This window comes from Ruegeria sp. HKCCD7303, from assembly GCF_013111185.1.
Classification (GTDB): domain Bacteria; phylum Pseudomonadota; class Alphaproteobacteria; order Rhodobacterales; family Rhodobacteraceae; genus Ruegeria.
Genome location: NZ_WVRE01000010.1, coordinates 37011 through 62962, shown reverse-complemented (window position 1 = coordinate 62962; position 25952 = coordinate 37011). Strand labels below are relative to the sequence as shown.

General features: G+C 57.1%; 33 protein-coding genes. 23 read left to right on the top strand and 10 right to left on the bottom strand.

What is annotated here, in order from left to right:
• Positions 1-77: 77 nt before the first annotated feature.
• Together GS630_RS19815 and GS630_RS19810 are read left to right on the top strand one after the other, a co-directional pair.
• A complete protein-coding gene (locus GS630_RS19815) occupies positions 78-659 on the top strand; it encodes an FMN-dependent NADH-azoreductase (RefSeq protein WP_171621353.1) in 582 nt (193 codons plus the stop codon).
• A gap of 72 nt (positions 660-731) precedes the next feature.
• Entirely contained in the window at positions 732-1475 is a 744-nt protein-coding gene (locus GS630_RS19810; RefSeq protein WP_171180850.1) for an aspartate/glutamate racemase family protein, read from the top strand.
• Positions 1476-1526: 51 nt separating this feature from the next.
• Here the strand turns inward: GS630_RS19810 and GS630_RS19805 are convergent, their stop codons facing one another.
• Entirely contained in the window at positions 1527-2057 is a 531-nt protein-coding gene (locus tag GS630_RS19805) for a prolyl-tRNA synthetase associated domain-containing protein (RefSeq protein ID WP_171621352.1), read from the bottom strand.
• Positions 2058-2241: 184 nt separating this feature from the next.
• On the opposite strand from GS630_RS19805, the gene GS630_RS19800 reads away from it, so the two are divergent.
• Entirely contained in the window at positions 2242-2763 is a 522-nt protein-coding gene (locus GS630_RS19800) for a hypothetical protein (protein ID WP_171621351.1), read from the top strand.
• Here GS630_RS19800 and GS630_RS19795 read toward each other — a convergent pair.
• Positions 2760-3647 (bottom strand): sulfotransferase domain-containing protein, encoded by an 888-nt coding sequence (locus GS630_RS19795; RefSeq protein ID WP_171621350.1) that lies wholly within the window; start codon positions 3645-3647, stop codon positions 2760-2762. The genes GS630_RS19800 and GS630_RS19795 overlap by 4 nt on opposite strands.
• A 251-nt stretch (positions 3648-3898) precedes the next feature.
• Here GS630_RS19795 and ffh point away from each other — a divergent pair, with 251 nt between their 5' ends.
• The 10 genes from ffh (at position 3899) to GS630_RS19745 (ending at position 10783) form a co-directional block, all read left to right on the top strand.
• Entirely contained in the window at positions 3899-5407 is a 1509-nt protein-coding gene (gene ffh / locus GS630_RS19790; protein ID WP_171180857.1) for a signal recognition particle protein, read from the top strand.
• On the top strand, positions 5408-6016 hold the full coding sequence (locus GS630_RS19785) for a GNAT family N-acetyltransferase (protein ID WP_171621349.1): 609 nt from the start codon (positions 5408-5410) through the stop codon (positions 6014-6016).
• Positions 6013-6552 (top strand): GNAT family N-acetyltransferase, encoded by a 540-nt coding sequence (locus GS630_RS19780; RefSeq protein WP_171621348.1) that lies wholly within the window; start codon positions 6013-6015, stop codon positions 6550-6552. Before GS630_RS19785 ends, GS630_RS19780 begins: the two co-directional genes overlap by 4 nt.
• The gene (locus GS630_RS19775) at positions 6549-6845 is read left to right on the top strand and encodes a chorismate mutase (RefSeq protein WP_171621347.1); all 297 of its coding nucleotides are present in this window, start codon (positions 6549-6551) and stop codon (positions 6843-6845) included. The genes GS630_RS19780 and GS630_RS19775 overlap by 4 nt, the downstream gene beginning before the upstream one ends.
• A gap of 67 nt (positions 6846-6912) precedes the next feature.
• Positions 6913-7302, top strand: a complete 390-nt coding sequence (rpsP, locus tag GS630_RS19770; protein WP_170388164.1) for a 30S ribosomal protein S16 — start codon at positions 6913-6915, stop codon at positions 7300-7302.
• Between the two features lie 12 nt (positions 7303-7314).
• Positions 7315-7950: a 5,6-dimethylbenzimidazole synthase gene (gene bluB, locus GS630_RS19765; protein ID WP_171238792.1), complete on the top strand. Its 636-nt coding sequence runs from the start codon at positions 7315-7317 to the stop codon at positions 7948-7950.
• Between the two features lie 148 nt (positions 7951-8098).
• Positions 8099-8602 (top strand): ribosome maturation factor RimM, encoded by a 504-nt coding sequence (gene rimM, locus GS630_RS19760; protein ID WP_171621346.1) that lies wholly within the window; start codon positions 8099-8101, stop codon positions 8600-8602.
• The gene (locus GS630_RS19755) at positions 8602-9417 is read left to right on the top strand and encodes a hypothetical protein (RefSeq protein WP_171621345.1); all 816 of its coding nucleotides are present in this window, start codon (positions 8602-8604) and stop codon (positions 9415-9417) included. The genes rimM and GS630_RS19755 overlap by 1 nt, the downstream gene beginning before the upstream one ends.
• Positions 9414-10223, top strand: coding sequence for a tRNA (guanosine(37)-N1)-methyltransferase TrmD (gene trmD, locus GS630_RS19750; protein ID WP_171621344.1), 810 nt, complete (start codon positions 9414-9416; stop codon positions 10221-10223). The genes GS630_RS19755 and trmD overlap by 4 nt, the downstream gene beginning before the upstream one ends.
• A 134-nt stretch (positions 10224-10357) precedes the next feature.
• Positions 10358-10783 (top strand): hypothetical protein, encoded by a 426-nt coding sequence (locus tag GS630_RS19745; protein WP_171621343.1) that lies wholly within the window; start codon positions 10358-10360, stop codon positions 10781-10783.
• On the opposite strand, the gene GS630_RS19740 is transcribed toward GS630_RS19745, so the two are convergent.
• Entirely contained in the window at positions 10780-11580 is an 801-nt protein-coding gene (locus GS630_RS19740) for a GH25 family lysozyme (RefSeq protein ID WP_171180879.1), read from the bottom strand. The two genes, GS630_RS19745 and GS630_RS19740, sit on opposite strands and share 4 nt — an antisense overlap.
• Positions 11581-11961: 381 nt before the next feature.
• Between GS630_RS19740 and rplS the strand changes: the two genes are divergently transcribed.
• A complete protein-coding gene (gene rplS / locus GS630_RS19735) occupies positions 11962-12345 on the top strand; it encodes a 50S ribosomal protein L19 (protein ID WP_170575547.1) in 384 nt (127 codons plus the stop codon).
• Between the two features lie 11 nt (positions 12346-12356).
• Positions 12357-12578: a 50S ribosomal protein L31 gene (gene rpmE / locus GS630_RS19730; RefSeq protein WP_050605278.1), complete on the top strand. Its 222-nt coding sequence runs from the start codon at positions 12357-12359 to the stop codon at positions 12576-12578.
• Between the two features lie 72 nt (positions 12579-12650).
• On the opposite strand, the gene GS630_RS19725 is transcribed toward rpmE, so the two are convergent.
• Both GS630_RS19725 and GS630_RS19720 read right to left on the bottom strand, forming a co-directional pair.
• A complete protein-coding gene (locus tag GS630_RS19725; protein WP_050605279.1) occupies positions 12651-13022 on the bottom strand; it encodes a VOC family protein in 372 nt (123 codons plus the stop codon).
• A gap of 93 nt (positions 13023-13115) precedes the next feature.
• Entirely contained in the window at positions 13116-14003 is an 888-nt protein-coding gene (locus GS630_RS19720) for an AEC family transporter (RefSeq protein WP_171621342.1), read from the bottom strand.
• Positions 14004-14221: 218 nt separating this feature from the next.
• On the opposite strand from GS630_RS19720, the gene GS630_RS19715 reads away from it, so the two are divergent.
• Positions 14222-15031 carry a division plane positioning ATPase MipZ gene (locus GS630_RS19715; RefSeq protein ID WP_171236198.1) on the top strand — a complete coding sequence of 270 codons (810 nt, stop codon included), beginning with the start codon at positions 14222-14224 and terminating at the stop codon, positions 15029-15031.
• An 89-nt stretch (positions 15032-15120) separates the two neighbouring features.
• On the opposite strand, the gene GS630_RS19710 is transcribed toward GS630_RS19715, so the two are convergent.
• The 5 genes from GS630_RS19710 to GS630_RS19690 form a co-directional block, all read right to left on the bottom strand.
• The gene (locus GS630_RS19710; RefSeq protein ID WP_171621341.1) at positions 15121-15447 is read right to left on the bottom strand and encodes a potassium channel family protein; all 327 of its coding nucleotides are present in this window, start codon (positions 15445-15447) and stop codon (positions 15121-15123) included.
• A 31-nt stretch (positions 15448-15478) separates the two neighbouring features.
• Positions 15479-16705: an HlyD family secretion protein gene (locus GS630_RS19705; protein ID WP_171180887.1), complete on the bottom strand. Its 1227-nt coding sequence runs from the start codon at positions 16703-16705 to the stop codon at positions 15479-15481.
• On the bottom strand, positions 16698-17108 hold the full coding sequence (locus tag GS630_RS19700; protein WP_171180889.1) for a hypothetical protein: 411 nt from the start codon (positions 17106-17108) through the stop codon (positions 16698-16700). Before GS630_RS19700 ends, GS630_RS19705 begins: the two co-directional genes overlap by 8 nt.
• A gap of 134 nt (positions 17109-17242) precedes the next feature.
• Positions 17243-18493 (bottom strand): adenylate/guanylate cyclase domain-containing protein, encoded by a 1251-nt coding sequence (locus GS630_RS19695; protein WP_171621340.1) that lies wholly within the window; start codon positions 18491-18493, stop codon positions 17243-17245.
• Between the two features lie 60 nt (positions 18494-18553).
• On the bottom strand, positions 18554-19006 hold the full coding sequence (locus GS630_RS19690) for a MarR family winged helix-turn-helix transcriptional regulator (RefSeq protein WP_171180893.1): 453 nt from the start codon (positions 19004-19006) through the stop codon (positions 18554-18556).
• Positions 19007-19062: 56 nt separating this feature from the next.
• On the opposite strand from GS630_RS19690, the gene hmgA reads away from it, so the two are divergent.
• The 7 genes from hmgA to maiA all read left to right on the top strand — a co-directional run bounded on the left by hmgA (position 19063) and on the right by maiA (position 25872).
• Complete coding sequence (gene hmgA, locus GS630_RS19685) at positions 19063-20418, top strand: homogentisate 1,2-dioxygenase (protein WP_171180895.1); 1356 nt, start codon at positions 19063-19065, stop codon at positions 20416-20418.
• A complete protein-coding gene (locus GS630_RS19680; RefSeq protein WP_171180898.1) occupies positions 20415-21038 on the top strand; it encodes a LysE family translocator in 624 nt (207 codons plus the stop codon). The genes hmgA and GS630_RS19680 overlap by 4 nt, the downstream gene beginning before the upstream one ends.
• Positions 21039-21059: 21 nt before the next feature.
• Entirely contained in the window at positions 21060-22316 is a 1257-nt protein-coding gene (gene fahA, locus GS630_RS19675) for a fumarylacetoacetase (RefSeq protein WP_171621339.1), read from the top strand.
• 10 nt (positions 22317-22326) lie between these two features.
• Entirely contained in the window at positions 22327-23277 is a 951-nt protein-coding gene (locus tag GS630_RS19670; protein WP_171180902.1) for an MBL fold metallo-hydrolase, read from the top strand.
• Positions 23278-23408: 131 nt separating this feature from the next.
• Complete coding sequence (locus GS630_RS19665) at positions 23409-25019, top strand: FAD-dependent oxidoreductase (RefSeq protein ID WP_171621338.1); 1611 nt, start codon at positions 23409-23411, stop codon at positions 25017-25019.
• Between the two features lie 5 nt (positions 25020-25024).
• Positions 25025-25222 carry a DUF2783 domain-containing protein gene (locus GS630_RS19660; RefSeq protein WP_171180906.1) on the top strand — a complete coding sequence of 66 codons (198 nt, stop codon included), beginning with the start codon at positions 25025-25027 and terminating at the stop codon, positions 25220-25222.
• An 11-nt stretch (positions 25223-25233) separates the two neighbouring features.
• Complete coding sequence (gene maiA, locus GS630_RS19655) at positions 25234-25872, top strand: maleylacetoacetate isomerase (RefSeq protein ID WP_171621337.1); 639 nt, start codon at positions 25234-25236, stop codon at positions 25870-25872.
• Positions 25873-25952 lie beyond the last annotated feature (80 nt).

The window sequence follows — 25952 nt, the reverse complement described above, 5'->3', positions numbered from 1 at the left end:
TATCCGAGTTTTGTTCACAAACGCAATAATCATATTGGGGACAGGACAAGATTTCCCTGACCCAAAGGACCTGAACAATGCCCAAAGCAATCCTTCACATCGATTCCTCTGCACGCCGCGTTGACTCGACGACCCGCGATCTGTCCGACCGTGTGGTCAAGCAACTGGGCGCGGAACGCATCATCCGTCGCGATCTGGCAACCCCTCTGCCCCTTTTGACCGAAGACTGGATCGCCGCGAACTTCACCCCTGCGGACCAGCGCGACGATGTACAGCGGGATCGGCTGGCCCTGTCCGATGAGCTGGTGGCCGAATTGCAGGACGCCGACACCATCGTAATTGGGTTGCCGATTTACAATTTTTCGGTTCCGGCCGCCTTCAAGGCGTGGATTGACCTGGTTGCCCGCGCAGGCCTGACCTTTGCCTACACTGAAAACGGCCCAAAAGGTTTGTTGGAAGGGAAGCGCGCCATTCTGGCTATCGCGTCGGGTGGTGTGCCCGTCGGCTCCGAGGCGGACTTCGCCACCAACTACGCGCGCCATGTGCTGGGCTTTATCGGCATTCATGACGTGGACGTGATCGCAGCGGATCAGATGGCCGTGAATCCCGAAGCGGCGCTGGAAAGTGCGCATAAGGCAGTTTCAGACCTCGCGGCTTGATCTGCTCTGGTCAATGACCCTTTAAACCTTCAGTCTGCCAATGTGTTGGGATTGGCAGGCTGGACGAAACCCATGAAGAAAATCGGCATTCTCGGCGGGGTGGGCTGGGCCTCGACCGTTGACTACTACCGCGCCATAGCCGAAGGGGCCGGGCGTCACTTCGCGGAACGCGGCCATGGCTCACCTTTACCGATCCCCCCGATGACCATCGAATCTGTCACTCAAGCCAGAACGCGAGCCCTGCGCGGTGTCGCTGGGGATGAGGCCAGCTGGGCGGATTTTGACTCAGTGTTCCGCGAAGCCCTGCTGACCTTGGAACGCGCGGATTGCGATTTCGGCATTATTGCGTCCAACACACCCCATGCACGGCTTCACGCGATCCGTCGGGGCGTATCCATGCCGATCCTCAGTATTTTCGACGCAACCGCCGAAACCACGGCGCGGACCGGGGCACCCAAGGCTTTGGTGCTTGGAACGACTGTAACGATGCAGGCCACCAACTATGCTGAACGTTTGGCCGCCGAAGGCATCACGGCAAATAGTCGCCTGCCCGAGTCCGAAATCTTTGAAATGCAAGCCATGATCGACAGCGACTTCTATGGCGGTGCGTCTGATAACGCTCGGGCACGATTGCTTGACTTCTGTAACAAGCACGCAAGTCCTGGCACCGCGATCTTGCTGGCATGTACCGAGTTGCCATTGGCCTTTCCGGCCCATCTGGACGATCCCGTGTTCGAGGCTGACGGGCACCTGTTCGTCAATCCATCTGCCGCGCATGTCACCGCCGCCCTCAAGGAAGCGCTAACCGGCACTTGAAGTGCTCTTCTTAGGTTCAAGCATACTTTCAGCGTCGTCAGTCGCGTGTGATCACGGCAACCAGGTTACCTCGCACCCGACGCGATCAAAGAAATCCATCAAATCGGCGCGGGACATAGCAACAGTGCGATCATTAACCAATGGGTGCATGTAAACAACATCGCTCTGCCGGGCCGCAGCGTCCATGAAGAACCGCACCTCATTCTGAACGCCGTTGATCATCGCCAACGGGCTAACGGCGCCGGGACGTATGCCAAGGTTTTGCAACAACCGGTCTGCCGAGCCGAAAGACAGGTTACCGACACCCAGCTCCGCACCCAGTGCTTTGAGGTCGATTGCCCGGTTCTGCTCGAGCGTCACCAAATAATTGCGTTTTTTCTTGTCGCGCAGATACAGGTTTTTGACCCTTAATGCGTTTTCACCGGGAACCATGAACTGATCTTCGACCGCCTTCGAGTCTTCGACCGTGCGCAACGGGACATGCGTGTGCAGACGATAGGCCAGCCCCCAGTCATTCAGCTGTGCCAGCAACGCATCAGAGCTCAAAGGTAATGTGTCCTGAAAAGCGGATGAAGCGTCCATCCCGGCCTCCTTGCGAAAGTTTCAAGGGCAGTGCCATAGAACGACCTCGCCTGCAATCAGTGGCCCAGAAGCTCAAGCTTGTCGGCATACGCAAGATCGCTTGTAAGCTGCCTATCTTTTCGACACAGGCAGAGAACGCTGCGCTTTGCTTCAACGAATTCTGAAAAGGCTGTAGTGTTCCGTCATGAAAATCACGCGCAATACCCCTGACCAACTGATCCTTTCAAACACGCCTTGGTTCATCGGCATCACACTGGTCCTCTTCATACTCGCCTTTGTATGTGCCGGCCTGTTCATGGCCAGTAAAGGCGGCGAGGGCATTTGGTTCGGCCTTTTCTTCGCAGTCTTCGGGGGTGGCATGGGTCTTGGTGCCTTCTGCACCTTTGTGAGGCGGGTTCAGATTGTACTGGACCGGCAAAAAGACAGTGTTCTGATCCGCCGCCAGTCGGTGTTCGGCTATAAGGCCGTGGAACACAAACTGTCCAACCTGTCTCATGCCGAAGTTGAAAGCACGACGTCCAGAAGCAACAAAAGCACTTCGCGGATGTATCGGACCGTCCTTGTACTGGATAAGGGAATGAGCGCTGGTCGCCACCCTATTGTCGAAGCCTTTGTTAGCGGGTCGGGTTCTCATCGGCTGGCTGAGGCAGTAAACAATTGGCTCCCTGCGTCCAAACAGAGCAACCACAACCTAGGCGTAGGTTAACGGGCAAACCCGCTTTCCAGCCACAAACGTTCTTCAGGTGAGACCATTTCAGAGATACATGTGTCATACTTGGCCATGTCATCAGACGTCAGCTTGCCTTCCCACTTGTTGCTGGTGCCCGATGAAAAAAACTGTGCAAAGTCGTGGAACCCACTGGTGAACCCGGGCGTTTGCTCAAGGCGTTTTGCGTTGTTTTTCATCGACCCGAAACTGCCCGCCTCGGCGATGTCCTTGATCAATTGCGGCCCAATCTCGATATCCATGATGCGGGCAAGCCGTGCGACTTGCCCAGGCAGATCGCGGCTGAGTTCGGCGTAATGCAGAAAATGAATGTTGGGCAAATCGCGATAGGCCCAAAAAGACCTGAAGTGATGAACTAAAGATCTGAGGGTCAAGTCATCCGTACCTTTTGAAGAAGCGGGGCGATCCAGAAACATTGCAAAAGCTTCCGAAAGATCTTCTGGGAACAGGTAATCCAGCCAATCGTCCTTCATGTTTTCAACATGCCGGCGCAGTGAGAAATGAACGTCGACGGGATGGCGATGCACAACCAGATACTGCGCATCGGGTGAGAATTTTATTCCATCCAGCGGGGTATGTGTCTTGATGCAGCGCCGATGGGTTTGTGCGTCCAGTGTATTTGCTTGCTCAACACGGTCGCGAAAGCCGCAATCCAGCCAAGGTGAGATCTTGTTGTCGTAAACGCTAGGGTCAGCGGTTTGCGTGATCAGCATTCGCACCAGAGTCTGCGTCCACGTGGTGCCGCATTTTGGCGGAGTGCACACAAAGACATCGTCTGGCCGTATCTCGAACCCGGACCAGATATCGGTGTTTGTCACCTCGCCAACATAGTCGGTTGTCTTTTGCGGAAGATCGTCCCTCATCGCCCCTCCCCGAGCTTGTTTTGATCAGAGTACCCTACACCGGCAGGCTTCACATAGCTTATCTTGACTCACCCGGCACCAAGGCGTAAATGACCGCCAAACATCCGGAAGCCTTTCGATCTTCCGGTCCCTTGAGTCGTTCAGGGATCGCCCCCCACCAGCGAGTTTCGCCCGTGGGGGCAATTGTGTATTTAACCGGTGTTTCCTACGTAGGAAGTGCCACCATATAACCGGCTAAGGAGGCCGAAGGCATGTTTGAAAATCTATCCGAACGCCTCTCTGGCGTCTTTGACCGGCTGACCAAACAGGGCGCTCTGTCCGAAGAAGACGTCAAGACCGCCCTGCGCGAGGTCCGGGTTGCGCTGCTTGAGGCCGACGTCTCGCTGCCAGTAGCCCGCGCTTTCGTCAAAAAGGTTCAGGAACAGGCGACCGGCCAAGCCGTCACCAAATCGATCACCCCTGGCCAGCAGGTCGTGAAGATCGTGCATGACGCGCTGGTCGATACCCTGCGCGGCGAAGAAGACCCCGGCAAGCTGAAGATCGACAACCCGCCTGCCCCGATCCTGATGGTCGGTCTGCAAGGCTCGGGTAAGACGACCACCACCGGTAAGCTGGCTAAGCGCCTGAAAGAGAAAGAGGGTAAGAAGGTCCTGATGGCCTCGCTCGACGTCTATCGCCCGGCCGCGATGGACCAGTTGGCTGTTCTGGGCACTCAGGTCGGCGTCGATACTCTTCCGATTATCCCTGGTCAGAAACCGGTCGATATTGCCAAGCGCGCCAAGCAGCAGGCGACTCTGGGTGGGTACGACGTCTACATGCTCGATACTGCGGGCCGCCTGCACATTGACGAAGTCCTGATGGACGAGGTCGAGCAGGTCCGCAACGCGGTTGACCCGCGCGAGACCCTTCTGGTCGTCGACGGCCTTACCGGTCAGGTCGCCGTTGAAGTGGCCGAAGAGTTCGACGCAAAGGTCGGCATCTCGGGCGTGGTTCTGACCCGCATGGACGGTGACGGACGCGGCGGTGCGGCGCTGTCGATGCGCGCGGTCACCGGCAAGCCGATCCGCTTTGTTGGTCTTGGCGAAAAGATGGACGCGCTCGAAACCTTCGAGCCGGACCGGATCGCCGGTCGTATTCTGGGCATGGGCGACATCGTTGCCTTGGTCGAAAAGGCCCAGGAAACGATGGAGATGGAACAGACCGAGCGCATGATGAAGCGCATGGTCAAAGGTCAGTTCAACATGAACGACCTGAAAATGCAGCTGGAGCAGATGATCCAGATGGGCGGCATGCAGGGCATGATGGGCATGATGCCCGGCATGGGCAAAATGGCCAAGCAGATGGATCAGGCCGGTCTGGACGACAAGATCCTGCGCCAGCAGATCGCCATGATCCAATCCATGACCAAACGCGAACGCGCCAACCCTCAGCTATTGCAGGCGAGCCGTAAGAAACGGATCGCGGCAGGCTCGGGTATGGAGGTCAGCGACCTGAACAAGCTGCTCAAGATGCATCGGCAGATGTCGGACATGATGAAAAAGATGGGCAAGATGGGCAAAGGCAAGATGCTGAAACAAGCCATGAAAGGCATGTTCGGCAAAGGTGGCCCGTCGCCCGAGGAAATGGCCGCAGGCATGGACCCCAAGGCGCTGGAACAAGCGGCCAAGGCGATGGGCGGCAAGATGCCCGGCGGTCTACCCGGATTGGGCGGCGGTATGGGCCTGCCGCAGGGCCTCAGCGGGTTCGGCAAGAAAAAGTAAATGACGGCCCCATCGGCATATCCCTGGGAGGCTCCGGCCACCGGTCCTGCAGCCGCGCTGTCTGCGCGGTTGGGTGCTTTGGTGCCGCGTATCGAGACCACTCGTCTGCTGCTGCGCGCGCCTGAGTTGCGGGATTTCGGGGATTATGCCGAAATTCTGATGTCTGATCGTGCACGCTTTATGGATGGCCCATTTGATCGCAATGGCGCGTGGCAAGATTTCACCCAATACGTGTCGGGATGGATTTTGCGCGGCGCGGGTGTGTGGACAGTTGAGGATAAGGCGACCGGAACTGTCACGGGATTTGTCTCGGTCGCTATGGAGTTCGGCGATCAGGAACACGAACTGGGTTACATGCTGACCGCTAAAGCCGAAGGCCAAGGCATCGCAACCGAAGCAGTGGCCGCCGTGCGCAGCTTTGCGCTCGAAACACACAACCTGCCTTCGCTGGTCAGTTATGTCGATCCCGACAACGCGAAATCCGCAGATGTCGCACGGCGCGTGGGTGCAAGTCGGGACGCGCAAGCCGAAAGCGTATTCGACGAGCCCGTTCACGTTTACCGTTATGTCTCATCGGACAACGATGGCGGAATGGAGGCATACGCATGACCTCGTTCACTATCCCCACCATCGAGACCGAGCGCCTGATCCTGCGCGCGCCACATCTGGACGATCTGCCTGCGATGACCGCGTTCTTTGCGACTGAGCGCAGCCATATGGTCGGCGGACCAAAGGATGAGCTTGGCAGCTGGGACTCCCTCGTGAAACGCCTTGGACATTGGGCCCTGAAGGGCTTTGGCCTGTGGCACCTGACCGAAAGGTCCAGCGGCGCGTTTGTTGGATGGGCCGGTATGATCGATGCCCCCGGCTGGGCCGAGCCCGAGCTGGGCTGGACCCTTATGGCCGAGGCCGAAGGCAAAGGGCTGGGATTTGAGGCGGCGCAGGCGGCACGCGACTATGCAGCGCGGCAACAGGGTCTGAACGGCGTGATCTCGTACATCGCCCATGCCAACGACCGCTCGCGCGCTTTGGCAGAACGCCTTGGAGCCACGCTGGAGCTTGAAAATGCCGAGCTACTGGGCAAACGCGCCCAGATCTGGCGTCACCCGCAGATTGACCTGACCACCGAAAGGACCGGCCAATGACCAACCCCGTGACACAGGCTGCCACGCTGTTGAAAGAGCATCGCGAAAGCATCGATCGACTGGATGCGATCCTTGTCTATACGCTGGGCGAGCGGTTCAAACACACGCAGGCCGTTGGCAAGCTCAAGGCCGAACACGACCTTCCCCCGTCCGATCCTTCGCGCGAAGCGACGCAGATTGCACGGCTAGAAGACCTGGCGAAAGAGGCCGATCTGGACCCCGACTTCGCCAAGGCTTTCCTGAATTTCATCATTCAGGAAGTCATCCGACACCATAAGAAACATCAGAACTAACCGGCACCTACGCCGACTCAACAAAAGACACGCCTCCGGCGTGATGCCATTCAAAGGAGATACCACCATGGCAATGAAAATTCGTCTCGCCCGCGGCGGCTCGAAAAAGCGTCCCTTCTATCGCATCGTGGCTGCTGACAGCCGCATGCCCCGCGACGGTCGTTTCATCGAAAAGCTGGGCACCTACAACCCGCTGCTGCCGAAAGACAGCGAAGAGCGCGTGAAAATGAACATGGAGCGCATCCAGTACTGGCTGGATCAGGGCGCTCAGCCCACCGACCGTATTGCACGTATGCTGGAAGCTGCCGGTACCCGTGAAAAAGCCGAGCGTAACAACCCCAACAAGGGCACCCCGGGCAAGAAAGCTCAGGAACGCGCGGAAGAGAAAGCTGCAAAGGCTGCTGAAGCTGCCGAAGCGGCGGCTGCACCGGCTGAAGAAGCGGCTGCAGAAGAATAAGCAGGCAAGCGCGTGCGGGATCAGACTTTCACCGACGATTTTCGCACGCAGTTTGACCTGTTGTTGCGGCTCCGGCGTGATGTGCGCCGGTTCCGCACCGATCACGTGGACGAGGCAGTGCTGTTGCGCTGCCTCGACGCATTTCAACTGGCCCCTTCGGTGGGGCTCAGCGAACCCTGGCGCGTGATCCGCGTAGAAAGCGAAGCGGCGCGATCCGCCGCGCTGAAGAATTTTCAAACCGCCAACGATGATGCGCTGGCGGGGTATTCCGGCGACAAGGCGCAGCTTTACAGCCGCCTGAAACTGTCCGGAATGCAAGAAGCCCCGGTGCAACTGGCCGTCTTTTGCGATGACAGTACCGACAAGGGCCTGGGGCTGGGTGCGGGCACGATGCCCGAGATGCGGCGCTATTCGGTCGTTTCTGCCATAACGCTATTCTGGCTTGCGTTGCGGGCCGAAGGATTGGGGCTGGGTTGGGTATCGATCTTGAACCCTGACCAAATGACTCGTGATCTGAACGTTCCCGCAGACTGGCGCCTGATCGGATATTTCTGTGTTGGCTGGCCGGAACGAGCCTCGGACACGCCAGAACTGGAGCGGGTTGGTTGGGAAAACCGGGCTGACGGCCTGACAATCGAAACACGGTAAGGCCTTATGTTCGCATTGATTCGACTTCCCATTTTGCTGCTGATCGCCTTTATTGTCGGCGTGTTCTTTGAACGCAGCAATCAACGCGAGGCCTGCGAAGGCCTTGGCGAATGGAGAAACGGGATTTGTTTGACAACAGGCGTGTCCAATGAGTGATCTGATCTGCGTCGGCAGCGTTGCGGGGTCTTACGGCGTACGCGGCGAAGTGCGCCTGAAAAGCTTTTGCGCCGTGCCCGAAGATATCGAACACTACTCTCCGTTGACAGATGAGACCGGCGAACAGCGTTATCCGGTTGTTTTGACGCGCACCATCAAAAACGGGTTTGCGGCACGTCTGGGCGGGGTCGAAACCAAGGAAGAAGCCGATGCGCTGAACGGTCTGCGCCTGTTTGCGCGGCGCGATCAGTTGCCTTCGTTGCCCGATGATGAGTTTTATCACACCGACCTGATCGGGCTTGAGGTCTATGACACCGGCGGTACGCTGCTGGGCAAGGTAAAATCCGTGCAGAACCACGGCGCCGCGGATTTGCTGGAACTGCATGGGCCAGGCTTGAAATCAACGGTCCTGCTGCCCTTTACGCTGCAAGTGGTGCCGACTGTGGATCTGGAGCAAGGCCGCATCGTGGCTGACCCGCCCGAAGGTCTGATCTGATGCGACGCATTTTGCTGCATCTGGGCCTGCACAAGACAGGCATGGCCGCAGCACAATCGTTTCTGCACGAAAACCGCAGATTGATCTGGCCCCGATTTGCCCTGATTCTACCCTACAAGACCCGCAAGGCCGGGCTGAACGAGGCCGCCACCCGCCATTCTATCTATAGGCTGGACGCAACGCTGGCCGGATTTGGCGGTCAGGTTCAAGCCTTTCTGGATGAACTGGATTTTGGTGAGCGCCGGGGGCTGATCCTGAGCGAGGAGAACTTTCTGGGCCTGCGCCCCAGCAGGAACCGCGACGAGGGGTATGCTGCTGCTCCGGAACTGGCCGAAACGCTGGTCAGCGTGCTGCACCGACGATTTCTAGGCGACGAAGTCGATATCACCATCTACCTGTCACTGCGCCAGCGCGATGCATGGCTGTACAGCCTTTGGGCACACGACCTGCAGCAATCGCGGTTGGTGCAGGACCTGGATAGCTTCCGTGCTGACCTCGCGCACCTGCCTGCATTGCAGGAAACCGCAGACCGGATCAAAGACCGGCTGCCTTCCGTCACCATTCAAACCGAATGGATGGAGCAATTTCAGGATCATCGCTTTGGCGCAGGTGCATCCTTTGTTAGTTTCCTCGACCTGCCACCCGATAAAACATCGCAACTCGTGGGCCCCACACATTCAACCCCCAGCTTTTCTGCCGAGGTGTTGCAAGAAATGCTGGCGCTGAACCGTTCGACACTGGACGAAGCTGCTCTGATCACCCAGAAGAGGGCTCTGATTCAAACCGCCCAGACCGAGCTGGCCCGCCAGATATGACAGACACACCCCAAAAATCCCATGGTCGAAAGGCGATCCGACCGACCTTGAAACCGCGCGAGCTGATGACCCCGACCCCGGATTTGCACGGCGTCTGGAAAGCCAAGATCATCACGCTGTTTCCCACCGCCTTTCCCGGAGTGCTGGGCGAAAGCCTGACCGGCAAGGCATTGCAGGAAGGGTTATGGCAGCTGGAAACCGTGGACTTACGGCAGTTCGGCGTCGGCAAGCACCGCAATGTCGATGACACACCCGCTGGCGGCGGTGCCGGGATGGTGCTGCGTGCAGATGTTCTTGGTGAAGCTATTGAACATACGATGGCGGGTGTACACGGCAATTGGCCGCTTATCTACCTTAGTCCGCGCGGGCGGCGCATGGATCAGCGCATGATGCAGAACCTTGCCCGATGTGACGGCATGACCCTCCTGTGCGGTCGTTTTGAAGGCGTGGACGAGCGCGTATTGGAACATTACGGCGTTCAAGAAGTGTCTCTGGGCGATTTCGTGATGACCGGAGGTGAAATTGCAGCGCAAGCCCTGATCGACGCAACGGTTCGTCTGATCCCCGGCGTTTTAGGCAATCAGGCATCGACCGAGGAGGAGAGTTTTTCCTCGGGTCTGTTGGAGCACCCTCAATATACACGTCCGGCAGACTGGAAAGGTCGCCCGATCCCCGAGGTACTGATGTCTGGCCATCATGGCCGCATTGCGAAATGGCGCCATAAAATGTCAGAAGACATCACGCGTGAAAGACGCCCCGATATCTGGACAGAGTATCTGAAAACCACCTCGGAAACCGGAGACTAAGGGCACACAATGTGGCGAGGATGCCGCAGCTTCAATGTTTGTCGACTTGCCATTTGAAGTTGAACGCACCTCAAAATATTCACCTTTAAGGCCCATAAGAATCGTGGGTTGCTTAAAGTGAGTCTGTCGACATTATGAAAAAGTTATTGCTTGGCGTTGTGCTGGCTGTTTCAGCCTGCACCACAAAGCCGCTTGGGATGTCTGTTCCTACACAAGCTGGCCATAATCTGCACTCGGCGCGGGTGGCGGTCGATTCCTGTTCTCAGGAAGCGGATGAAGGTGGAAACAGCGCCGTCATTGGCGGCTATACGACCAATATCCTTTTTTGGGGGATCATTATCGGGCCTGCGGTTACGGCCCCGTTTCAAGACGAGCTGCGCGTGCAGGGTGAAATTGATCAGGTCGACCGTTGCCTGCGTGAACGCGGCTTTGAACGCCGCGAGCTCAACGCGGGTGAATCCTTCTGGCTGCGCAATGCCTATGGTGAAGAACGTGAGCGGCGGCTGGACCACCTGGTCAGCGGCGGTACGATTGAAACCTACCGGACACCGAACACCTAAGACTTGGCCTTCCATCTGGCCCAGTTTTCCGGTGTGCCGTTAAAGGTGTTGATGTCGACCCTGCCTTGAACACCTGGCACCAGCCCGGTGCCAGTGTACTGCCAGAACCGCCAAACGGTGCGCGGATAGACCTCGCGCGGGTGGCCGGCGACCGACCTCAGCCAGAATTCGGTTTTGGGCAGGCGGCCTATGTCGGTGTCTTCGAAGAAATCAACAGTGGTATAGACAATCGGGCGACGGCCATAGTGCCGTTCCAGAATATCCAGAAACCGCTGCGCTTCGGCCCGGACGGTTCTGCCATCTGGCCGCAGCGTGCAGGTTTTCGAATGGGGCGTCCACTCCATGTCCAGCACGTGTGGAAGGTCGGCCCCTTTGGGAACGTTCTTGATAAACCAGCGCGCCTGCTCGCGCGCTGAACGACAGAAATAATAGTAGTGATAGGCTCCCCAGGGCACTCCGGCGGCCTGCGCGCCGCGTCGATGCTCATCGAACATCGGATCGGCTACATCTCCGCCCTCGGTTGCTTTCATGAAAACAAAACTCACACCCGATGCTTTGGCCGTGCGCCAGTCTATAGGTCCCTGCCAGCGCGACACGTCCAGACCGTGGACAGGGTATAATCCGGGGTGCCGTCCCTCCCAGTCATGGGGGTCGGCGTCGCCAAAATCGGGATAGATTATAGAAGGGGCCGTCCGGTCCACGACCTGCGTGGGTTCTACCGTCTGCGGTTGCGGGCCACTGCGCCCGCAAGATACCAGCATTGCGGCCGCCACCGCCATAAGCAAAGCCAATCGCATCCTTGAAGTCCTGTTCAAAATTCTGCTCTTTCAATTTGCCTCAGAATGCCCGATCTGCGGGCTAAGGCAACGCTGCAATTTGTGACTGGCGGATTCCCACCTGTGCCACGCTGGAAATCTGTGCGATTAGCTCTTGATCCCTGCGCGCAATCCCCTTAAACGACCGCAATCCGGTGCCGCATCATGCGACTCCGGTGTTTTGGTTTGCATCACGGCGTGACGCTCAGCTTTCTTCGGCCGGGACGTGTCAGATCAGACCAGATCCAAGGAACAGTCGATCTGATCTCTGGCGGGCTGCGTGCAGGACCCGGTGAAGACCAAGAGCTCTCAGGCCGTGCCCAAACTTCGTGGACCAACCACGAGCAGATAGGAGTACCTGCGATGGACCTGATCGCACAGCTTGAGGCGGAACAGATTGCCGCCTTGGGGAAAGACATCCCCGACTTCAAAGCCGGTGACACCATCCGTGTCGGCTATAAGGTGACCGAAGGGTCGCGCACCCGTGTGCAGAACTACGAAGGCGTCTGCATCGCGCGCAAGAACGGCGAAGGCATCGCCGGTTCGTTCACCGTTCGCAAAATCTCGTTTGGCGAAGGTGTGGAGCGTGTGTTCCCGCTGTATTCGACCAACATCGACAGCATCACCGTTGTCCGCCGTGGCCGCGTTCGTCGCGCCAAACTGTACTATCTGCGCACCCGTCGCGGTAAATCCGCACGTATCGCAGAAGTCACCAACTACAAGCCCAAGGCTGGCGCCGAAGCGTAAGGAACGGAAAGATGAAAAAAGACATCCATCCCGATTATCACGTCATCGACGTCAAAATGACCGATGGCACAGTGGTTCAAATGAAATCCACCTGGGGCGCAGAAGGCGACCAGCTGGCTCTGGAAATCGACCCTTCCGTGCATCCGGCATGGACCGGTGGCTCGTCGCGCCTGATGGACGCCGGCGGCCGCGTGTCGAAGTTCAAGAAGAAATACGAAGGTCTGGGCTTCTAAGCTTGACTGGATTGAATTGCAAAAGGCCGCCCCATTGGGCGGCCTTTTTTCTTGGCTGCGGTGTGTCCGAATTCATCCGAAGACGTAGAAGCAAAGCTTGTTGCCGTCAGGGTCCCGAACATAAGCACCGTAGAACCGATCCGGTACGCGCTGCCCGGGCTCGCCTTCATCCGTCGCACCAAGGCTGATGGCCTTGTCATACATTGTAGTAACGGCCTCTTTTGTGTCGGCAGCGAAAGACACCATATTGCCATTCCCTGATGCGCAATCATTGCCATCATACGGCTCGCAAACGGCCAGCATCGGTGCCGCCGGATTATTGCCGATAAATGCAATGCGACCAGCGTCGATCAGAACTTGCGCGCCTTTGTCCTCGAACAGCGAAGTGTAGAATGTCTTGGCGGCGTCCATGTTGGAAACACCAATGGTTACATATCCGATCATATGCGGAACCCCTTCGAATACTGGATGGTTTCCGGGGCATAGTCCGCCAGCCACCGGACGGTTACAAGTCACGAAACCGGCATCGGTCAGATGTCAAATCCAATACGACAGCGCCACCGGCAGAACCAGTATTGTCGTCAGCGTCGAGACCAGAATAAAGCCTGCCACATCGGGCCCGTACTCCGGGATATGCTGATCGATGAAAAGATAGGTCGCCACAGAAGACGGCATAAGACAGCACAGTATCACAGCACCTCGTTCCGGCCCTGTAAATCCGAAAAACCAGATTAATGCACCGGCAATGACAACTGCCATCGCCAAATGTAGCAGCGTCAAAAGGATCGACCGCCCCAGGGTTTTAACCCGCAACGTCGCCAGGGTATGGCCCAGCGTCAGCAGCATCAGCGGGATCGACAGCCCGCCCAGAATATCAAACGACTTCGAAATCGGCCGAGGCAGGCTGGTATCTGTCGCCATAAGGATCAGCGAAAGCGCCACGGCATAGATGATCGGGGACGTGGCCAGCTTCTTGGGCGAAAACTCCCCGGCAGGAATCCACATGCCCAAGGTGAAGATGCTGATCAGCACGACCACCACAAACGCCATGGTATAAGCCATGCCCGCATCACCCAATGCCAGCAGAGTAATCGGCAAACCGATATTGCCGACATTTCCGTGCATCAAAGGCGTCAGAAACGCCCTGACCGGCAGGCGCAGGGCCTTCAGGGCAACAAAACCCAACACGCCAAACCCCGCCACTGCCAAAGCGGCTGCGGTCATCACGTCCAGAAAGGTGCCCACCGCCAGTTTAGTGGTCGACAAGTGCGAGATGATCAGTGTTGGGTAGCCGACTTTTGAAACGATCCCACCGATCACCTTGCTGTCAAAGGGGGCATGAATCAGTGCAAGCCCAAAACCGATCCCGGCACAGATCAAAACCGGCAAAACCACGTTCAAGACGTTCAGGAACAGGTGTTCCAAGCCAAATTCTCCCTGCCAGACCTGCATGTGGACTGTGAATCAGAGCTGTTGCATTGACAAGTGCCCGCCTGTAACCCGCGCAGCACGCAGGGTTTTCCAAAATAGGGTCTGATATTGCCCGAAACCGCCGCTTGAGGTTCTTTTCTTCCCAACCCACACAACATATAGTGGGTGTCAACAACGTGTAGTGAAGCACGGCGGGACTTGGGAATACAAGCATGGCACATATCATTGTGGTCGGGAACGAAAAGGGTGGCGCAGGCAAATCGACCGTGTCGATGCATGTGGCCACCGCGCTGGCCCGATTGGGACACAAGGTCAGCACACTTGATCTGGACCTGCGTCAGCGCAGCCTGGGACGTTATTTTGAGAACCGCAACAACTTCCTCAAAAGCTCGGACCTGACCCTGCCCAGCCCGCGCCATCACGACCTGCCCGAGATCGACGCTGCCACGCTGAAACCTGGTGAGAATATCTATGACCACCGCCTGTCCGCCGCCGTATCACAACTGGAAAGCGACAGCGATTTCATCCTGATTGATTGCCCGGGCTCTCACACCCGGCTCAGTCAGGTGGCACATTCGCTCGCTGATACGCTTGTCACGCCCTTGAACGACAGTTTCATTGATTTCGACCTGCTGGCGCGGATCGATTCGAAGGGGGAGAAAATCCTAGGACCATCGGTTTATTCCGAAATGGTCTGGAACGCGCGGCAGTTGCGGGCGCAGGCCGGGCTGAAGCCGATCGACTGGGTTGTGGTCCGCAACCGGGTCGGCACGCAGCGGATGGTCAACAAGGAAAAGATGCAGCGCGCAATCGAGATGCTGTCGCAGCGCATCGGCTTTCGCGTCGCCTCGGGCTTTTCCGAACGGGTCATCTTCCGCGAGTTGTTCCCACGCGGCCTGACCCTGCTGGACCTCAAGGACATCGGCGTCAAGCAGTTGAACATCTCAAACATCGCCGCCCGCCAGGAACTGCGCGATATGATGAAAGAGCTGAACCTGCCGGGTGTGGAGATTGATTTCTAAGCGGCTACCGTTTTGATTGGTTTGCGCAACCAACCGGCTTTTGGCAGTTGCAATGTTCGTACCAGATCTGGAGTTAGGAAGCCCCTAATTCAGAACACGACGCTCATCGCCGACTCCACGGCGTGAACACCTATTCCGACGACAATTCCTACGAAGATCAGTCCGACAATCGCGTTGATAACGGATAAAATCCGGCTGGCAGATTTCATCGGCTTAAAGTCACCGTAGCCAACCGTGGTTGCGTTTATGAACGCATGATAAAGGCTCACTCCGGTGGACCAGCCTTCGATCCTGCCAATCCATTGCCCCAGCGCACATATAGATACCAACAAAAACAGCAAAATCGGCGACAGATATATCAGGTCCTGAAAGAAGACTGACAAGAAGGTGCATATATAGCTGACGTCACAACCCATGGCGAAGCTCTCCTTCTCCGTGTCGCGCGGCCTAGTTGAACACCAGCGTCTTAACAGGAAGCAAAATGGCCTGTGCGCGCAAGACTATGGCGTTCGCTATGCCCATCCCGTCCACAATCCGTGCAACAAAAGCCGAAAACCCGGTGATTTTCCCCGCGTCTATTTCTTTTGCGCGGCTCGTGTAGGCAACGCCAACGCACGCACTTCCTGGCGGGATGTCTTCCAGATGTTTAGGGAAAATTGGCGCAAGGAAAGCTGTAACCGTTCCGGGCCGCGCACGATCCTGTTGGTCAAGCAGAGCATCACCGGGTCGAAACTGCCCCGCAGCAATCGCATTTTGCACGTCGTCCACCACCATTGGGATTATGGTCAGGGGTTTGGACGCACAGGTAATTTCCACTAACATTCCCGGCTTGAGCACACTGACCGAAATCTGACCAAAAGCCGCAATAAGGCGACCCTGCCCTGAGACTTCGGGAACCAGAATTCCTGCAGGGCGCAGAATTGGATTCACGATGTCACCTGGCTTCAACAAAAACTGTGTGACGGTCCCGTCTACTTCGGCAAAAACAGTGGATTTAGAGATTTCGTTTTCGGCCTCAGCCAAAACAGCACGCGCACTTTCAAGCTGCGCAGGAAGCAGAGTAGATTGGCGCAGTTTAGCGCCGTCAAGGGCTGCAACTGCAGCTGCGCGCTGACTTTCGGCACTGGACACAGCGGTTTGCAAACGCTCCAATTCCTGCTCACTTACAACTGTGTCGTTGCGCTCCGCGAGTTCAAGGCGGCGATCCAAATCGCTGGTCGCCTGAGCAAGATTCGCTTCCGCCGAACCAACCCGTGCCTCAGCACCCGCGATCTCGGTTGCTGTCAGTCCCTGCGCTGCCTCGATTTCTTCTATGCGTCGCTGTGCAGTTTCTGCCGCAGCTTCCTGCCGCGTCGTGTCCAACCGGAAGATTGCCTCACCCGCTTTTATCGTATCATTGTTCGCGACATAGACCTCCGAAACCCGGCCCCCGCGATCAGAAAGAATAGTTACCGTGCGAAATGCTGCGGAGACGTTCCGCGTGGACGGATGAAAATAGAAAATCACGGTGATCAAAGTGATTGCCAGGATTGCACAGGCCGTCAAACCCCAACGCAATTCATACCAGACATTGAACAGCGTGATTTCATGGCCCCATCGCTTACCCTGCTTGTAACGCCTGTATAGGTAATCCGGGACGATCGTGATCAGGGCAGAAAAGACCAGCTCAAGCATCCTGGCTCTCCGAGAGATCCACGTCACTCTTGAGCGGGAGTATTTCGTGCAAAGGTACGGCAGCGATTAGAATTGCCGCGATCCAAAACGCATTGTTAAGTGTAAACAGAGAAATCAACCCCAGCACACCAACCAATTGCATTTGAACTTTATGAGCACCTGCTGCCATGCGGTCGGGAATGGCCTGCACGGTAAAGTAGAGTGCGCCGAAACCAAGCAGCACAACAACGAGCAGAATTCCCACCACGATCAGAAAGCCATCCGTCTCGCCCGGTGGTGTCACCCAGAAGGGGAGTCTGGCCATCGCCTCATCAGAAATAGAGCTGCCCAAAAGAACCTCCTGTTTCTCAATGATCTGATGCAAGGATAAACGATTGAAATCAAAAAGATCAATCTTGCCCAAGCCTGTGAAGAACCCTCAACACTTTTTTGCCGCCAGTCTCCATTGCGTAAGAGACGGACGCCAAGCTTCTTCTACCGGTTCAAACAATGGAAAGAGAGAGAGAAGAAAGGCCGCTTCGGGCTTAAAACGAAGTTTCAATCGGCGTGGGATGAACCAACTGGTGAATACACCGTGAACAACTCTTTCGGCTCATTCACGCCGCGCAGCATGTAGCGACCGACCGAGACAAGTTCTTGCTCACAGGGTTGCGCGGCGCGGGCGACGTCGTCCGAGATCAGGATCCTCTGACCCAAAGATCGGTGCATTCCGGCAATACGGGCGGCCTGGTTGACGGCAGCACCGATCACGGTGAAATCCAGTCGTGTCTCGGACCCGATATTGCCGTAGAGAATTTCACCCGAATGCAAGGCCAGCGTATAGTTTGCCACTGGCAGACCCTGCGCCTGACGTCTGGAGTTCAACGCATCCATACGCGACTGCAACAAGGGAACCGCGCTCAGCGCGGCACGGGCATCTTCGTCGATCTCGCCTACATCAAACATGGCCATCACGCCGTCACCCATGAATTTCAGGATATTCCCGCCGTTGTCATGCACCACTCCTACCGCTACGGCCAGATAGTCGTTCAGCATATCGATGATCTCGTTCCCCGGCAGATCCTCGGACAGGGTGGTGAAGCCCTCTAGGTCGAAATTCCAGATTACCGCATCTATTTGTTGCAGCGACCCTCGCCGGATTTCGCCCGACAGAACCCGGCGACCGGCATCTCGGCCCAGATACACTCGCAACAGATCCTCGGTCAGGTTCTGGTTCTTGGCGGATTTAAGCGCCAACCCCAGATGCGGCAGGACGGTATGAATTCGCCTCAAGTCGCTGTCGTCGAACCCGGTTGGTGCGTCGCTGGTCCAAGACATCAGAACGCCATCACTGACCTTTTTTGCGCCGTTGGGGCGGATTTGCTTAACCCCTTCAAAAGACAGGCCCGTAGCATAGTAATCCGTCGCCCCAATTTCCCGCAGATCATTGAGCAAGGGAAAGCGACTAGGCTCGTTATGATCGACCAGCTTGACCCGGATTTCATCCAGATCCTCGTGCAACAAGGCATACAATGGGCTTCGCTGCCAGACTTCACTGGGCGTATCTGTATTCTCGAACCTCTCGGATTCACCACCCGCGCCGTTGTACCAGCTATAGCCGGTGCCGCCGTAAACCGGATGCAGGGTAGATTGCGCCGCGTGAAACCGCATCAAAGGTATGCCCATATCGACAAGCCAGGTGCAAAACCCTTCCAGCAATTCTTCTTGCCCGGCGCCTTCAAGCCCCTTGGCGACCAGCCAATCGATCAGGTCGTGTGCGGGAATCGAAGAAGAGTCCTTAGAAGTCATTTAAATATCCGTATCAAGCATGACCCCCATCTGGGGGCGACACGCATCAATTGCCAGTGGTCAGTCCAAACCAGCCAGTCTTTGCAGCATTTTACGCAGCAGAGCAGCTTCTTCCGCATCGAATAGGCCCGACAGTTTTGCATCATAGGCGGCGGCGACGCCATGCAGATCACGATACACGGTTTGCCCCGTCGGTGTTAGAGTCAGCCATTCCGCCCGCCGATCTCCTTCGTCGCGTGTGCGTTTCAGATACCTTCTCTGTTCCAGCTTGGCGACCGCGCGGCTGATTTTGGTTTTGTGCATTCTGGCGCGCTCGCAAATCTCTTTAGCCGTCATCTCACCGAATAGCCCAAGGTGAAACAGCACCCGCCATTCGGTTCTGAGCATCCCGTAACGGCCTTTATAGACGCTCTGAAACTCCAACGAGGCATGCTCGGCCGCCTGGTTCAGAAGGAAAGGCAGAAAATTCTGCAGATCAAACTCATCATTTTTTTTGGATTCTTCGTGTGTCATGCTTGTTAGTTACAAAATCAACTATTACCCGACAAGCAGCAACGGAGGAAAACACCATGAATCGTCCGAGTGATCCACATATGCTGACGCAGGCTGCAACGCCGGTCGGCACACATGCCGGCTATATGCCCGGCTTTGGAAACGACTTTGAGACCGAGGCCCTGCCCGACGCGCTGCCACAAGGGATGAACAGCCCACAACGGTGCAACTATGGCCTTTACGGAGAGCAGCTGAGCGGCACCGCCTTCACTGCGAACCCGCCCGAACGCACTTGGTGTTATCGCATTCGCCCGTCGGTGAAGCATTCACATCGTTACGAAAAAATCGACCTCCCCTATTGGAAATCGGCACCGTGCATCGACCCCGATGTGATCAGTCTGGGTCAGTATCGCTGGGATCCCGTCCCACATTCTGATGAAGGTCTGAACTGGATGACCGGGATGCGCACGATGACCACGGCGGGGGACGTGAACACGCAAGTGGGCATGGCCTGTCACATCTATCTGGTCACCGAATCCATGGTGGATGACTACTTCTTCTCAGCCGATTCCGAGCTGTTGGTTGTTCCGCAGGAGGGACGCCTGCGTTTTGCGACCGAGCTGGGCATCATCGATCTGGAACCCAAAGAGATCGCGATCATTCCGCGTGGTCTGCTTTACCGGGTCGAGGTTCTGGAAGGCCCCGCGCGCGGTTTTGTCTGCGAAAACTACGGGCAAAAGTTCGAGCTGCCGGGCCGTGGCCCGATTGGCGCAAACTGCATGGCCAACCCGCGCGACTTCAAAGCGCCCGTAGCTGCGTTTGAAGATCGCGAAACCCCGTCGACCGTGACGATCAAATGGTGCGGCCAGTTCCACACCACCAAGATCGGACACAGCCCGCTGGATGTGGTTGCATGGCACGGCAACTATGCGCCCTACAAATATGACTTGCGCAATTATTGCCCGGTTGGCGCGATCCTGTTCGACCATCCCGACCCGTCGATCTTTACGGTTCTGACGGCACCGTCTGGCCAGCCTGGCACGGCCAATATCGACTTTGTTCTGTTCCGCGAACGCTGGATGGTGATGGAGGACACGTTCCGCCCGCCGTGGTACCACAAAAACATCATGTCGGAATTGATGGGCAACATTTACGGTCAGTATGATGCAAAACCACAGGGCTTTGTCCCCGGTGGCACAAGCCTGCACAACATGATGATCCCGCACGGCCCCGACAGGGAAGCCTTTGACAAAGCATCATACTCCAACCTGGGGCCGGACAAGCTGGACAAGACGATGTCGTTCATGTTCGAAACCCGCTTCCCGCAGCATCTGACGCCATTTGCCGCCACCGAAGCGCCGTTGCAGGATGATTATATCGACTGCTGGACATCGCTGGAGAAGAAGTTCGACGGAACGCCGGGTAAGAAATGAGCTTGGATATCTGGTTCACCTATGTGGCAACCGTCCTGCTGCTGATGAGCACACCGGGACCCAGCCAGTTGCTGATGTTGTCAAACTCGGCCACCAACGGGCTTCGGCGCGGGCTGTTCACAGCTGCCGGTGATCTGACGGCGAACTTCCTGCAGATGTTGGCGGCGGGGCTGGGTCTGGCCGCCCTGATTGCCACATCCGCAACCGCGCTGACAGTCATCAAATGGCTTGGTGTGGCCTATTTGGTTTACCTTGGTGTCAAACAGATCCTCAAGGCGCGCGTATCTGAAGCGCAAACCGCGCCCAAGGCAAGTCGCAAATCGCTTTGGATGCAGGGGTTTATTACCTCTGCCGCGAATCCCAAAGCCGTGGTCTTTTTTGCAGCGCTGTTCCCACTGTTCATTGACGGAGCACTGCCTTTCTGGCCGCAATTCACCATTCTTTCGGCCACCTATCTGGTCATGGACGGGATGTTCCTGACCGCATATGGCGGCAGCGCAAGCTGGCTGGCCCGCCGTTTGCAAGGTCCTGCAAAGCTGTGGCTTGACCGCATTGGCGGCAGCTTCATGATCCTGGCTGCTATCTTGTTGGGGCTGAAATCCCTTCGCCCCTCAACTTAACCAACAAAACAGGGACATCGTATGCCTCTAATGACATCCTGGGTGACGTCGGCCAATGACGCGACACACCCGTTCCCACTGAACAACCTGCCTTATGGTGTCTTCTCGACCGAGGGCGACGATCCGCGCTGCGGCGTGGCCATTGGGGACATGATCCTCGACGTCACAGCTGCCGAAGCCGAAGGGTTGATCACCCTAAGCGATGAGCCTCTGTTCGACATGCCGTTCTGGAACCCGTTGATGGAGGAAGGCCCTGCCGTCTGGGCCGCCCTGCGGGAACGTCTGATCAGCCTTCTGGCCGAGGGCTCGGACGAGCAGAGCAAGGTTGAACCATGGCTTGTCAAACAAGACGACGCCGAGATGCACCTGCCCTTCGCGGTCAGCGAATACACCGATTTCTATGCAGGCCGGAACCATGCCTTCAACGTAGGCACCATGTTCCGGGGGCCGGAAAACGCGTTGCCGCCAAACTGGCTGCATATTCCCATTGGGTACAACGGGCGCGCATCTTCGGTCGTGGTATCGGGCACGGATATTCGCCGCCCATGGGGGCAGCTAAAAGCGCCCGACCAAGAGCTGCCCGCCTTCCTGCCCAGCCGCCGTTTTGACATCGAGCTTGAGATGGGCGCGATTGTCGGCACCCCTTCGGATGGCCCAATCTCGGTGCAAGAGGCGGACGACAACATTTTCGGATACGTCCTGCTGAACGACTGGTCGGCACGGGACATCCAGGCTTGGGAATACCAGCCACTGGGACCGTTTCAGGCCAAGGCCACCGCAACCTCGATCAGCCCCTGGATTGTCACCAAGGCAGCGCTGGAGCCATTCCGCTGTGACACGCCTGCACGTGAGTTCGAGCTACTAGATCACCTGAAAGACTGCGGCCCGATGCTCTATGATATTGATCTGTCGATCACCATGGCACCCGCAGGGCAGCCTGCTACGACAATTGCACAGACCAACTACAACCAGATGTACTATTCCGCCGCGCAGCAACTGGCCCATCACACGACATCCGGCTGTCCGATGAATGCAGGTGATTTGCTGGGCTCGGGCACCATTTCCGGACCAACCAAACCTGAACGCGGTTCGTTGCTGGAACTCAGCTGGAGCGGAAAGGAACCTCTGACGCTGGACGGCGGTGAAACCCGCAGCTTCATCGAAGATGGCGACACGCTGACCCTGACCGGCGCGGCCAAGGGCGATGGTTACACAATCGGCTTCGGTGATTGTGTTGGCACCGTCTTGTCCGCTCTTGAAAACCCATACACACGATAAGGAACCCATCATGGCCAGAGCATTCGCGTCCCAGGGGGACATGTCGGAGAAAAAGATCAGCTTCACCGAGGTGGGCGAAGGGCTCTATGCCTTTACGGCCGAAGGTGACCCGAACTCGGGCGTCATTATTGGCGATGACAGCGTGATGATCGTTGAGGCGCAGGCGACACCGCGTCTGGCCAACAAGGTGATCGAGTGCGTCCGCTCGGTCACCGACAAACCGATTACCCATGTGGCCCTGACGCACTACCACGCAGTACGCGTTCTGGGCGCAAGCGCTTTTGGCGCTCAGCAAATCCTGATGTCAGACATGGCGCGCGCCATGGTCGTGGAACGCGGGCAAGAGGATTGGGACAGCGAGTTCCAACGCTTCCCACGTTTGTTCGAAGGGCATGAAAGCATCCCCGGTCTGACCTGGCCCACCACCACGTTCAGCGACACGATGACCGTCTATCTGGGCAACCGTCGCGTGGATTTGATGCATCTGGGCCGTGCGCACACTGCCGGTGATATCGTAATTCATGTGCCAGACCAGAACGTGATGTTTACCGGTGACATCGTCGAATACCATTCGGCCTGTTATTGCGGCGACGGGCATTTCAGCGATTGGGGTGACACGCTGGATGCGATCAAATGGTTCGATGTCGATGCCATCGCTCCGGGTCGGGGTGACGCGCTGGTTGGTAAGGACATGGTCAATGCGGCCATTGAAAACACCCGCGATTTCGTCAGCAGCACCTACCGCCCGGCTGCCAAGGTGGCTGCACGCGGCGGCAGCCTGAAGGAAGCCTGGGACGCCGTACGCGCCGAGTGTGATCCGAAATTCGCTGACTACGCAATCTACGAACACTGCCTGCCCTTCAACGTCGCCCGCGCCTATGACGAGGCACGTGGCATCGACACGCCGCGCATCTGGACCGCCCAGCGCGACCTTGAGATGTGGGAAGCCTTGCAGGGCTAAGGAAAAACGGCTCGGTTTGATCCAGATCGTTTTACGCGTCTGGATAAAATGAAACCATAAGCCAAGGCCTCCGGCGCCTGTCGCCGGGGGCAGGACATGCCGCACATTGGTGCATCTGCTTGGGGGAGCCCATGAACAAGATCTTTGAAACGCCGCTTTACGGCTATGAACGCAGCCCGGACCAAGACAGCCCCACGCCCGTCAGGCACAAGGTCATCGTGATTGGTGCCGGTCCGGTTGGATTGGCCGCCGCTATTGATCTGACCCAACAAGGTGTCGAGGTTGTGGTTCTGGACGAGAATGACAAGGTCAGCTTCGGCAGTCGCGCCATCTGTTTTTCTCAACGTACTTTGGAAATTGCCGACCGTCTGGGATGTGGACGCCACTTGGTCGACAAAGGCGTCTTGTGGGATCGCGGCAAAGTCTTCTTCGATGATCGTCAGGTCTATGACTTCAACCTGCAACCGGATGAAGGCTATGCCAACCCCGCCTTCATCAACCTGCAGCAATACCACTTTGAAAACTACTTTGTAGAACGTGTACGCGAGCTGCAGGCAGAAGGCGCACCAATTGAAATTCGTGGCCGCAACAGGGTCGAGGCCATTGGCACGCACGAAGATCACGTTCGACTTGAGGTCGAAACCCCCGAAGGTCCCTATACGATTGAGGCCGAGTGGCTGATCGCCTGTGACGGAGCAACCTCTCCCACCCGCCGGATGCTGGGTATCGATTTCGAAGGGCGCGTGTTCGAAGACAACTTCCTGATCGCTGATGTAATCATGGACGCCGATTTCCCATCGGAACGCTGGTTCTGGTTCGACCCACCGTTCAATCGGGGACAATCTGCGCTGCTCCATAAACAGCCTGACAACGTCTGGCGCATCGATCTGCAACTGGGGTGGGATATCGACAAAGAACGCGAAAAGCGCCCCGAGAATGTGATCCCCCGCCTAACGGCGATGCTGGGCGACGACGTGGATTTTCAGCTGGAATGGGTCTCGATTTATACCTTCCAGTGTCGCCGCATGGAAAGCTTCCGCAAGGGGCGTGTTCTGTTTGCGGGCGACAGTGCGCATCAGGTCAGCCCCTTTGGCGCACGCGGGGCAAATTCGGGCCTGCAAGATACCGACAATCTGTGCTGGAAACTGAAGCTTGTGCTCGACGGCAAAGCGCCTGAAAGCCTGCTGGACAGCTACAACGCGGAACGTGTGTACGGGGCAGACGAAAATATCCAGAAATCCAGCCGGTCCACCGATTTCATCACGCCAAAATCCGAGATGTCGCGGGTTCTGCGCGATGCGGTTCTGGATCTAAGCGAAAAGTATGAATTTGCCCGACCACTGGTGAATTCCGGGCGCTTGAGCCAACCCTGCACCTATGACGGGTCTTCGTTGAACTCGGCCGATGCGCTGAACGGCCCAGCCTGCACACGCCCGGGGTCGGCCTGCCCGGATGCCCCGCTGGGCGATGAATTCCTGCTGCCCAAGCTGGCGGGCAAATTTACCTTGCTGACCATTGATGCCGATGCCCCAGACACTCTGGAAGAGGATGGGATTGAGGTCACTCGGCTGGCGTTGTCGGTCAAAGACGATCTGACGCTGGCTCTCAAACGTCGTTACTTGGGTGATGCAACCAGCGCTGTGTATCTGATCCGCCCGGATCAGCACGTGGCCGCTCGGCGGGACAGCTTTGAAGAAAACAGTTTCCGTCATGCGATCCGCAGAGCTTGCGGTAAGGAGTAAGCGCAATGTCAGACTTGATCCTAACCCCCAATTTCGACAACGCCGACGACTTTTACGCCACCCTTTTGGCGGCGCATGAAGGGCTTGAGAAAGCCGACAGCGACGCGCTGAACGCCCGACTGGTGTTGGTACTTGCCAATCACATCGGAGACGGCACCGTTCTGTCTGATGCCATCCGCGCCGCTGCTTTGTCCAACGATTGACAGGATCCCGTGTGAGCGAAGTTGTCCTCTTTGACTATTGGCGGTCTTCGGCCAGTTATCGGGTGCGGATCGCCCTGAACTTGGCCGGGATCGACTATGACTCGGTTGTTGTCGATCTGGTAGGCGGCGAACACAAGAGCACTGAGCATTTGTTACGCAATCCGCAAGGGTTTGTGCCAGTTCTGGAAATTGACGGGCTGCGATTGACGCAATCGTTGGCCATCCTTGAATATCTGGATCAAACCCGAGGTCTTGGCCTTTTGCCATCCGACCCGGTGCAGAAGGCAAAAGCTCAGGCGTTGGCATATGCGATTGCAGTCGATATTCATCCGGTCTGCAACCTCTCGGTTGCGCGACATGCGACCTCGCTCAGCACTGACGCCGACGACATGCCCGGAGATTGGATGCGGCACTTCATCCGGCCCGGCTTGCAGGCCTTTGAGACCATGTTGGGCAAGTTTGAACAGGCCCCTTATTGCGTCGGTTCGCAGCCTGGCCTCGCTGACCTCTGCCTGATCCCTCAACTCTACAACGCACGCCGCTGGCAGGTGGACCTGTCGGACATGCCACGTGTTCTGGAGGTTGAAACAGCCTGCGCTAGTCATCCGGCCTTTGTTGCAGCGCACCCCGACGCGCACGCCCCCCAATAACACTGCACAAGCACTGTGTGCTTGTGCGCCTAGTCGTTTTTCCTGTTTGACCTTAGCTTGGATACACCAAAGCTATGAGG

Coding starts and splice junctions, on each gene's coding strand:
- GS630_RS19775 (WP_171621347.1), top strand. CDS start 6,549: ATGACCAACCCCGTGACACAGGCTGCCACGCTGTTGAAAGAGCATCGC.
- GS630_RS19755 (WP_171621345.1), top strand. CDS start 8,602: ATGCGACGCATTTTGCTGCATCTGGGCCTGCACAAGACAGGCATGGCC.
- rpmE (WP_050605278.1), top strand. CDS start 12,357: ATGAAAAAAGACATCCATCCCGATTATCACGTCATCGACGTCAAAATG.
- GS630_RS19725 (WP_050605279.1), bottom strand. CDS start 13,022: ATGATCGGATATGTAACCATTGGTGTTTCCAACATGGACGCCGCCAAG.
- GS630_RS19745 (WP_171621343.1), top strand. CDS start 10,358: ATGAAAAAGTTATTGCTTGGCGTTGTGCTGGCTGTTTCAGCCTGCACC.
- GS630_RS19815 (WP_171621353.1), top strand. CDS start 78: ATGCCCAAAGCAATCCTTCACATCGATTCCTCTGCACGCCGCGTTGAC.
- fahA (WP_171621339.1), top strand. CDS start 21,060: ATGCCTCTAATGACATCCTGGGTGACGTCGGCCAATGACGCGACACAC.
- GS630_RS19705 (WP_171180887.1), bottom strand. CDS start 16,705: ATGCTTGAGCTGGTCTTTTCTGCCCTGATCACGATCGTCCCGGATTAC.
- GS630_RS19805 (WP_171621352.1), bottom strand. CDS start 2,057: ATGGACGCTTCATCCGCTTTTCAGGACACATTACCTTTGAGCTCTGAT.
- GS630_RS19810 (WP_171180850.1), top strand. CDS start 732: ATGAAGAAAATCGGCATTCTCGGCGGGGTGGGCTGGGCCTCGACCGTT.
- GS630_RS19780 (WP_171621348.1), top strand. CDS start 6,013: ATGACCTCGTTCACTATCCCCACCATCGAGACCGAGCGCCTGATCCTG.
- GS630_RS19785 (WP_171621349.1), top strand. CDS start 5,408: ATGACGGCCCCATCGGCATATCCCTGGGAGGCTCCGGCCACCGGTCCT.
- GS630_RS19680 (WP_171180898.1), top strand. CDS start 20,415: ATGAGCTTGGATATCTGGTTCACCTATGTGGCAACCGTCCTGCTGCTG.
- trmD (WP_171621344.1), top strand. CDS start 9,414: ATGACAGACACACCCCAAAAATCCCATGGTCGAAAGGCGATCCGACCG.
- GS630_RS19690 (WP_171180893.1), bottom strand. CDS start 19,006: ATGACACACGAAGAATCCAAAAAAAATGATGAGTTTGATCTGCAGAAT.
- hmgA (WP_171180895.1), top strand. CDS start 19,063: ATGAATCGTCCGAGTGATCCACATATGCTGACGCAGGCTGCAACGCCG.
- GS630_RS19795 (WP_171621350.1), bottom strand. CDS start 3,647: ATGAGGGACGATCTTCCGCAAAAGACAACCGACTATGTTGGCGAGGTG.
- GS630_RS19715 (WP_171236198.1), top strand. CDS start 14,222: ATGGCACATATCATTGTGGTCGGGAACGAAAAGGGTGGCGCAGGCAAA.
- ffh (WP_171180857.1), top strand. CDS start 3,899: ATGTTTGAAAATCTATCCGAACGCCTCTCTGGCGTCTTTGACCGGCTG.
- GS630_RS19670 (WP_171180902.1), top strand. CDS start 22,327: ATGGCCAGAGCATTCGCGTCCCAGGGGGACATGTCGGAGAAAAAGATC.
- GS630_RS19665 (WP_171621338.1), top strand. CDS start 23,409: ATGAACAAGATCTTTGAAACGCCGCTTTACGGCTATGAACGCAGCCCG.
- GS630_RS19695 (WP_171621340.1), bottom strand. CDS start 18,493: ATGACTTCTAAGGACTCTTCTTCGATTCCCGCACACGACCTGATCGAT.
- GS630_RS19710 (WP_171621341.1), bottom strand. CDS start 15,447: ATGGGTTGTGACGTCAGCTATATATGCACCTTCTTGTCAGTCTTCTTT.
- GS630_RS19800 (WP_171621351.1), top strand. CDS start 2,242: ATGAAAATCACGCGCAATACCCCTGACCAACTGATCCTTTCAAACACG.
- rpsP (WP_170388164.1), top strand. CDS start 6,913: ATGGCAATGAAAATTCGTCTCGCCCGCGGCGGCTCGAAAAAGCGTCCC.
- rimM (WP_171621346.1), top strand. CDS start 8,099: ATGAGTGATCTGATCTGCGTCGGCAGCGTTGCGGGGTCTTACGGCGTA.
- rplS (WP_170575547.1), top strand. CDS start 11,962: ATGGACCTGATCGCACAGCTTGAGGCGGAACAGATTGCCGCCTTGGGG.
- GS630_RS19740 (WP_171180879.1), bottom strand. CDS start 11,580: ATGCGATTGGCTTTGCTTATGGCGGTGGCGGCCGCAATGCTGGTATCT.
- GS630_RS19660 (WP_171180906.1), top strand. CDS start 25,025: ATGTCAGACTTGATCCTAACCCCCAATTTCGACAACGCCGACGACTTT.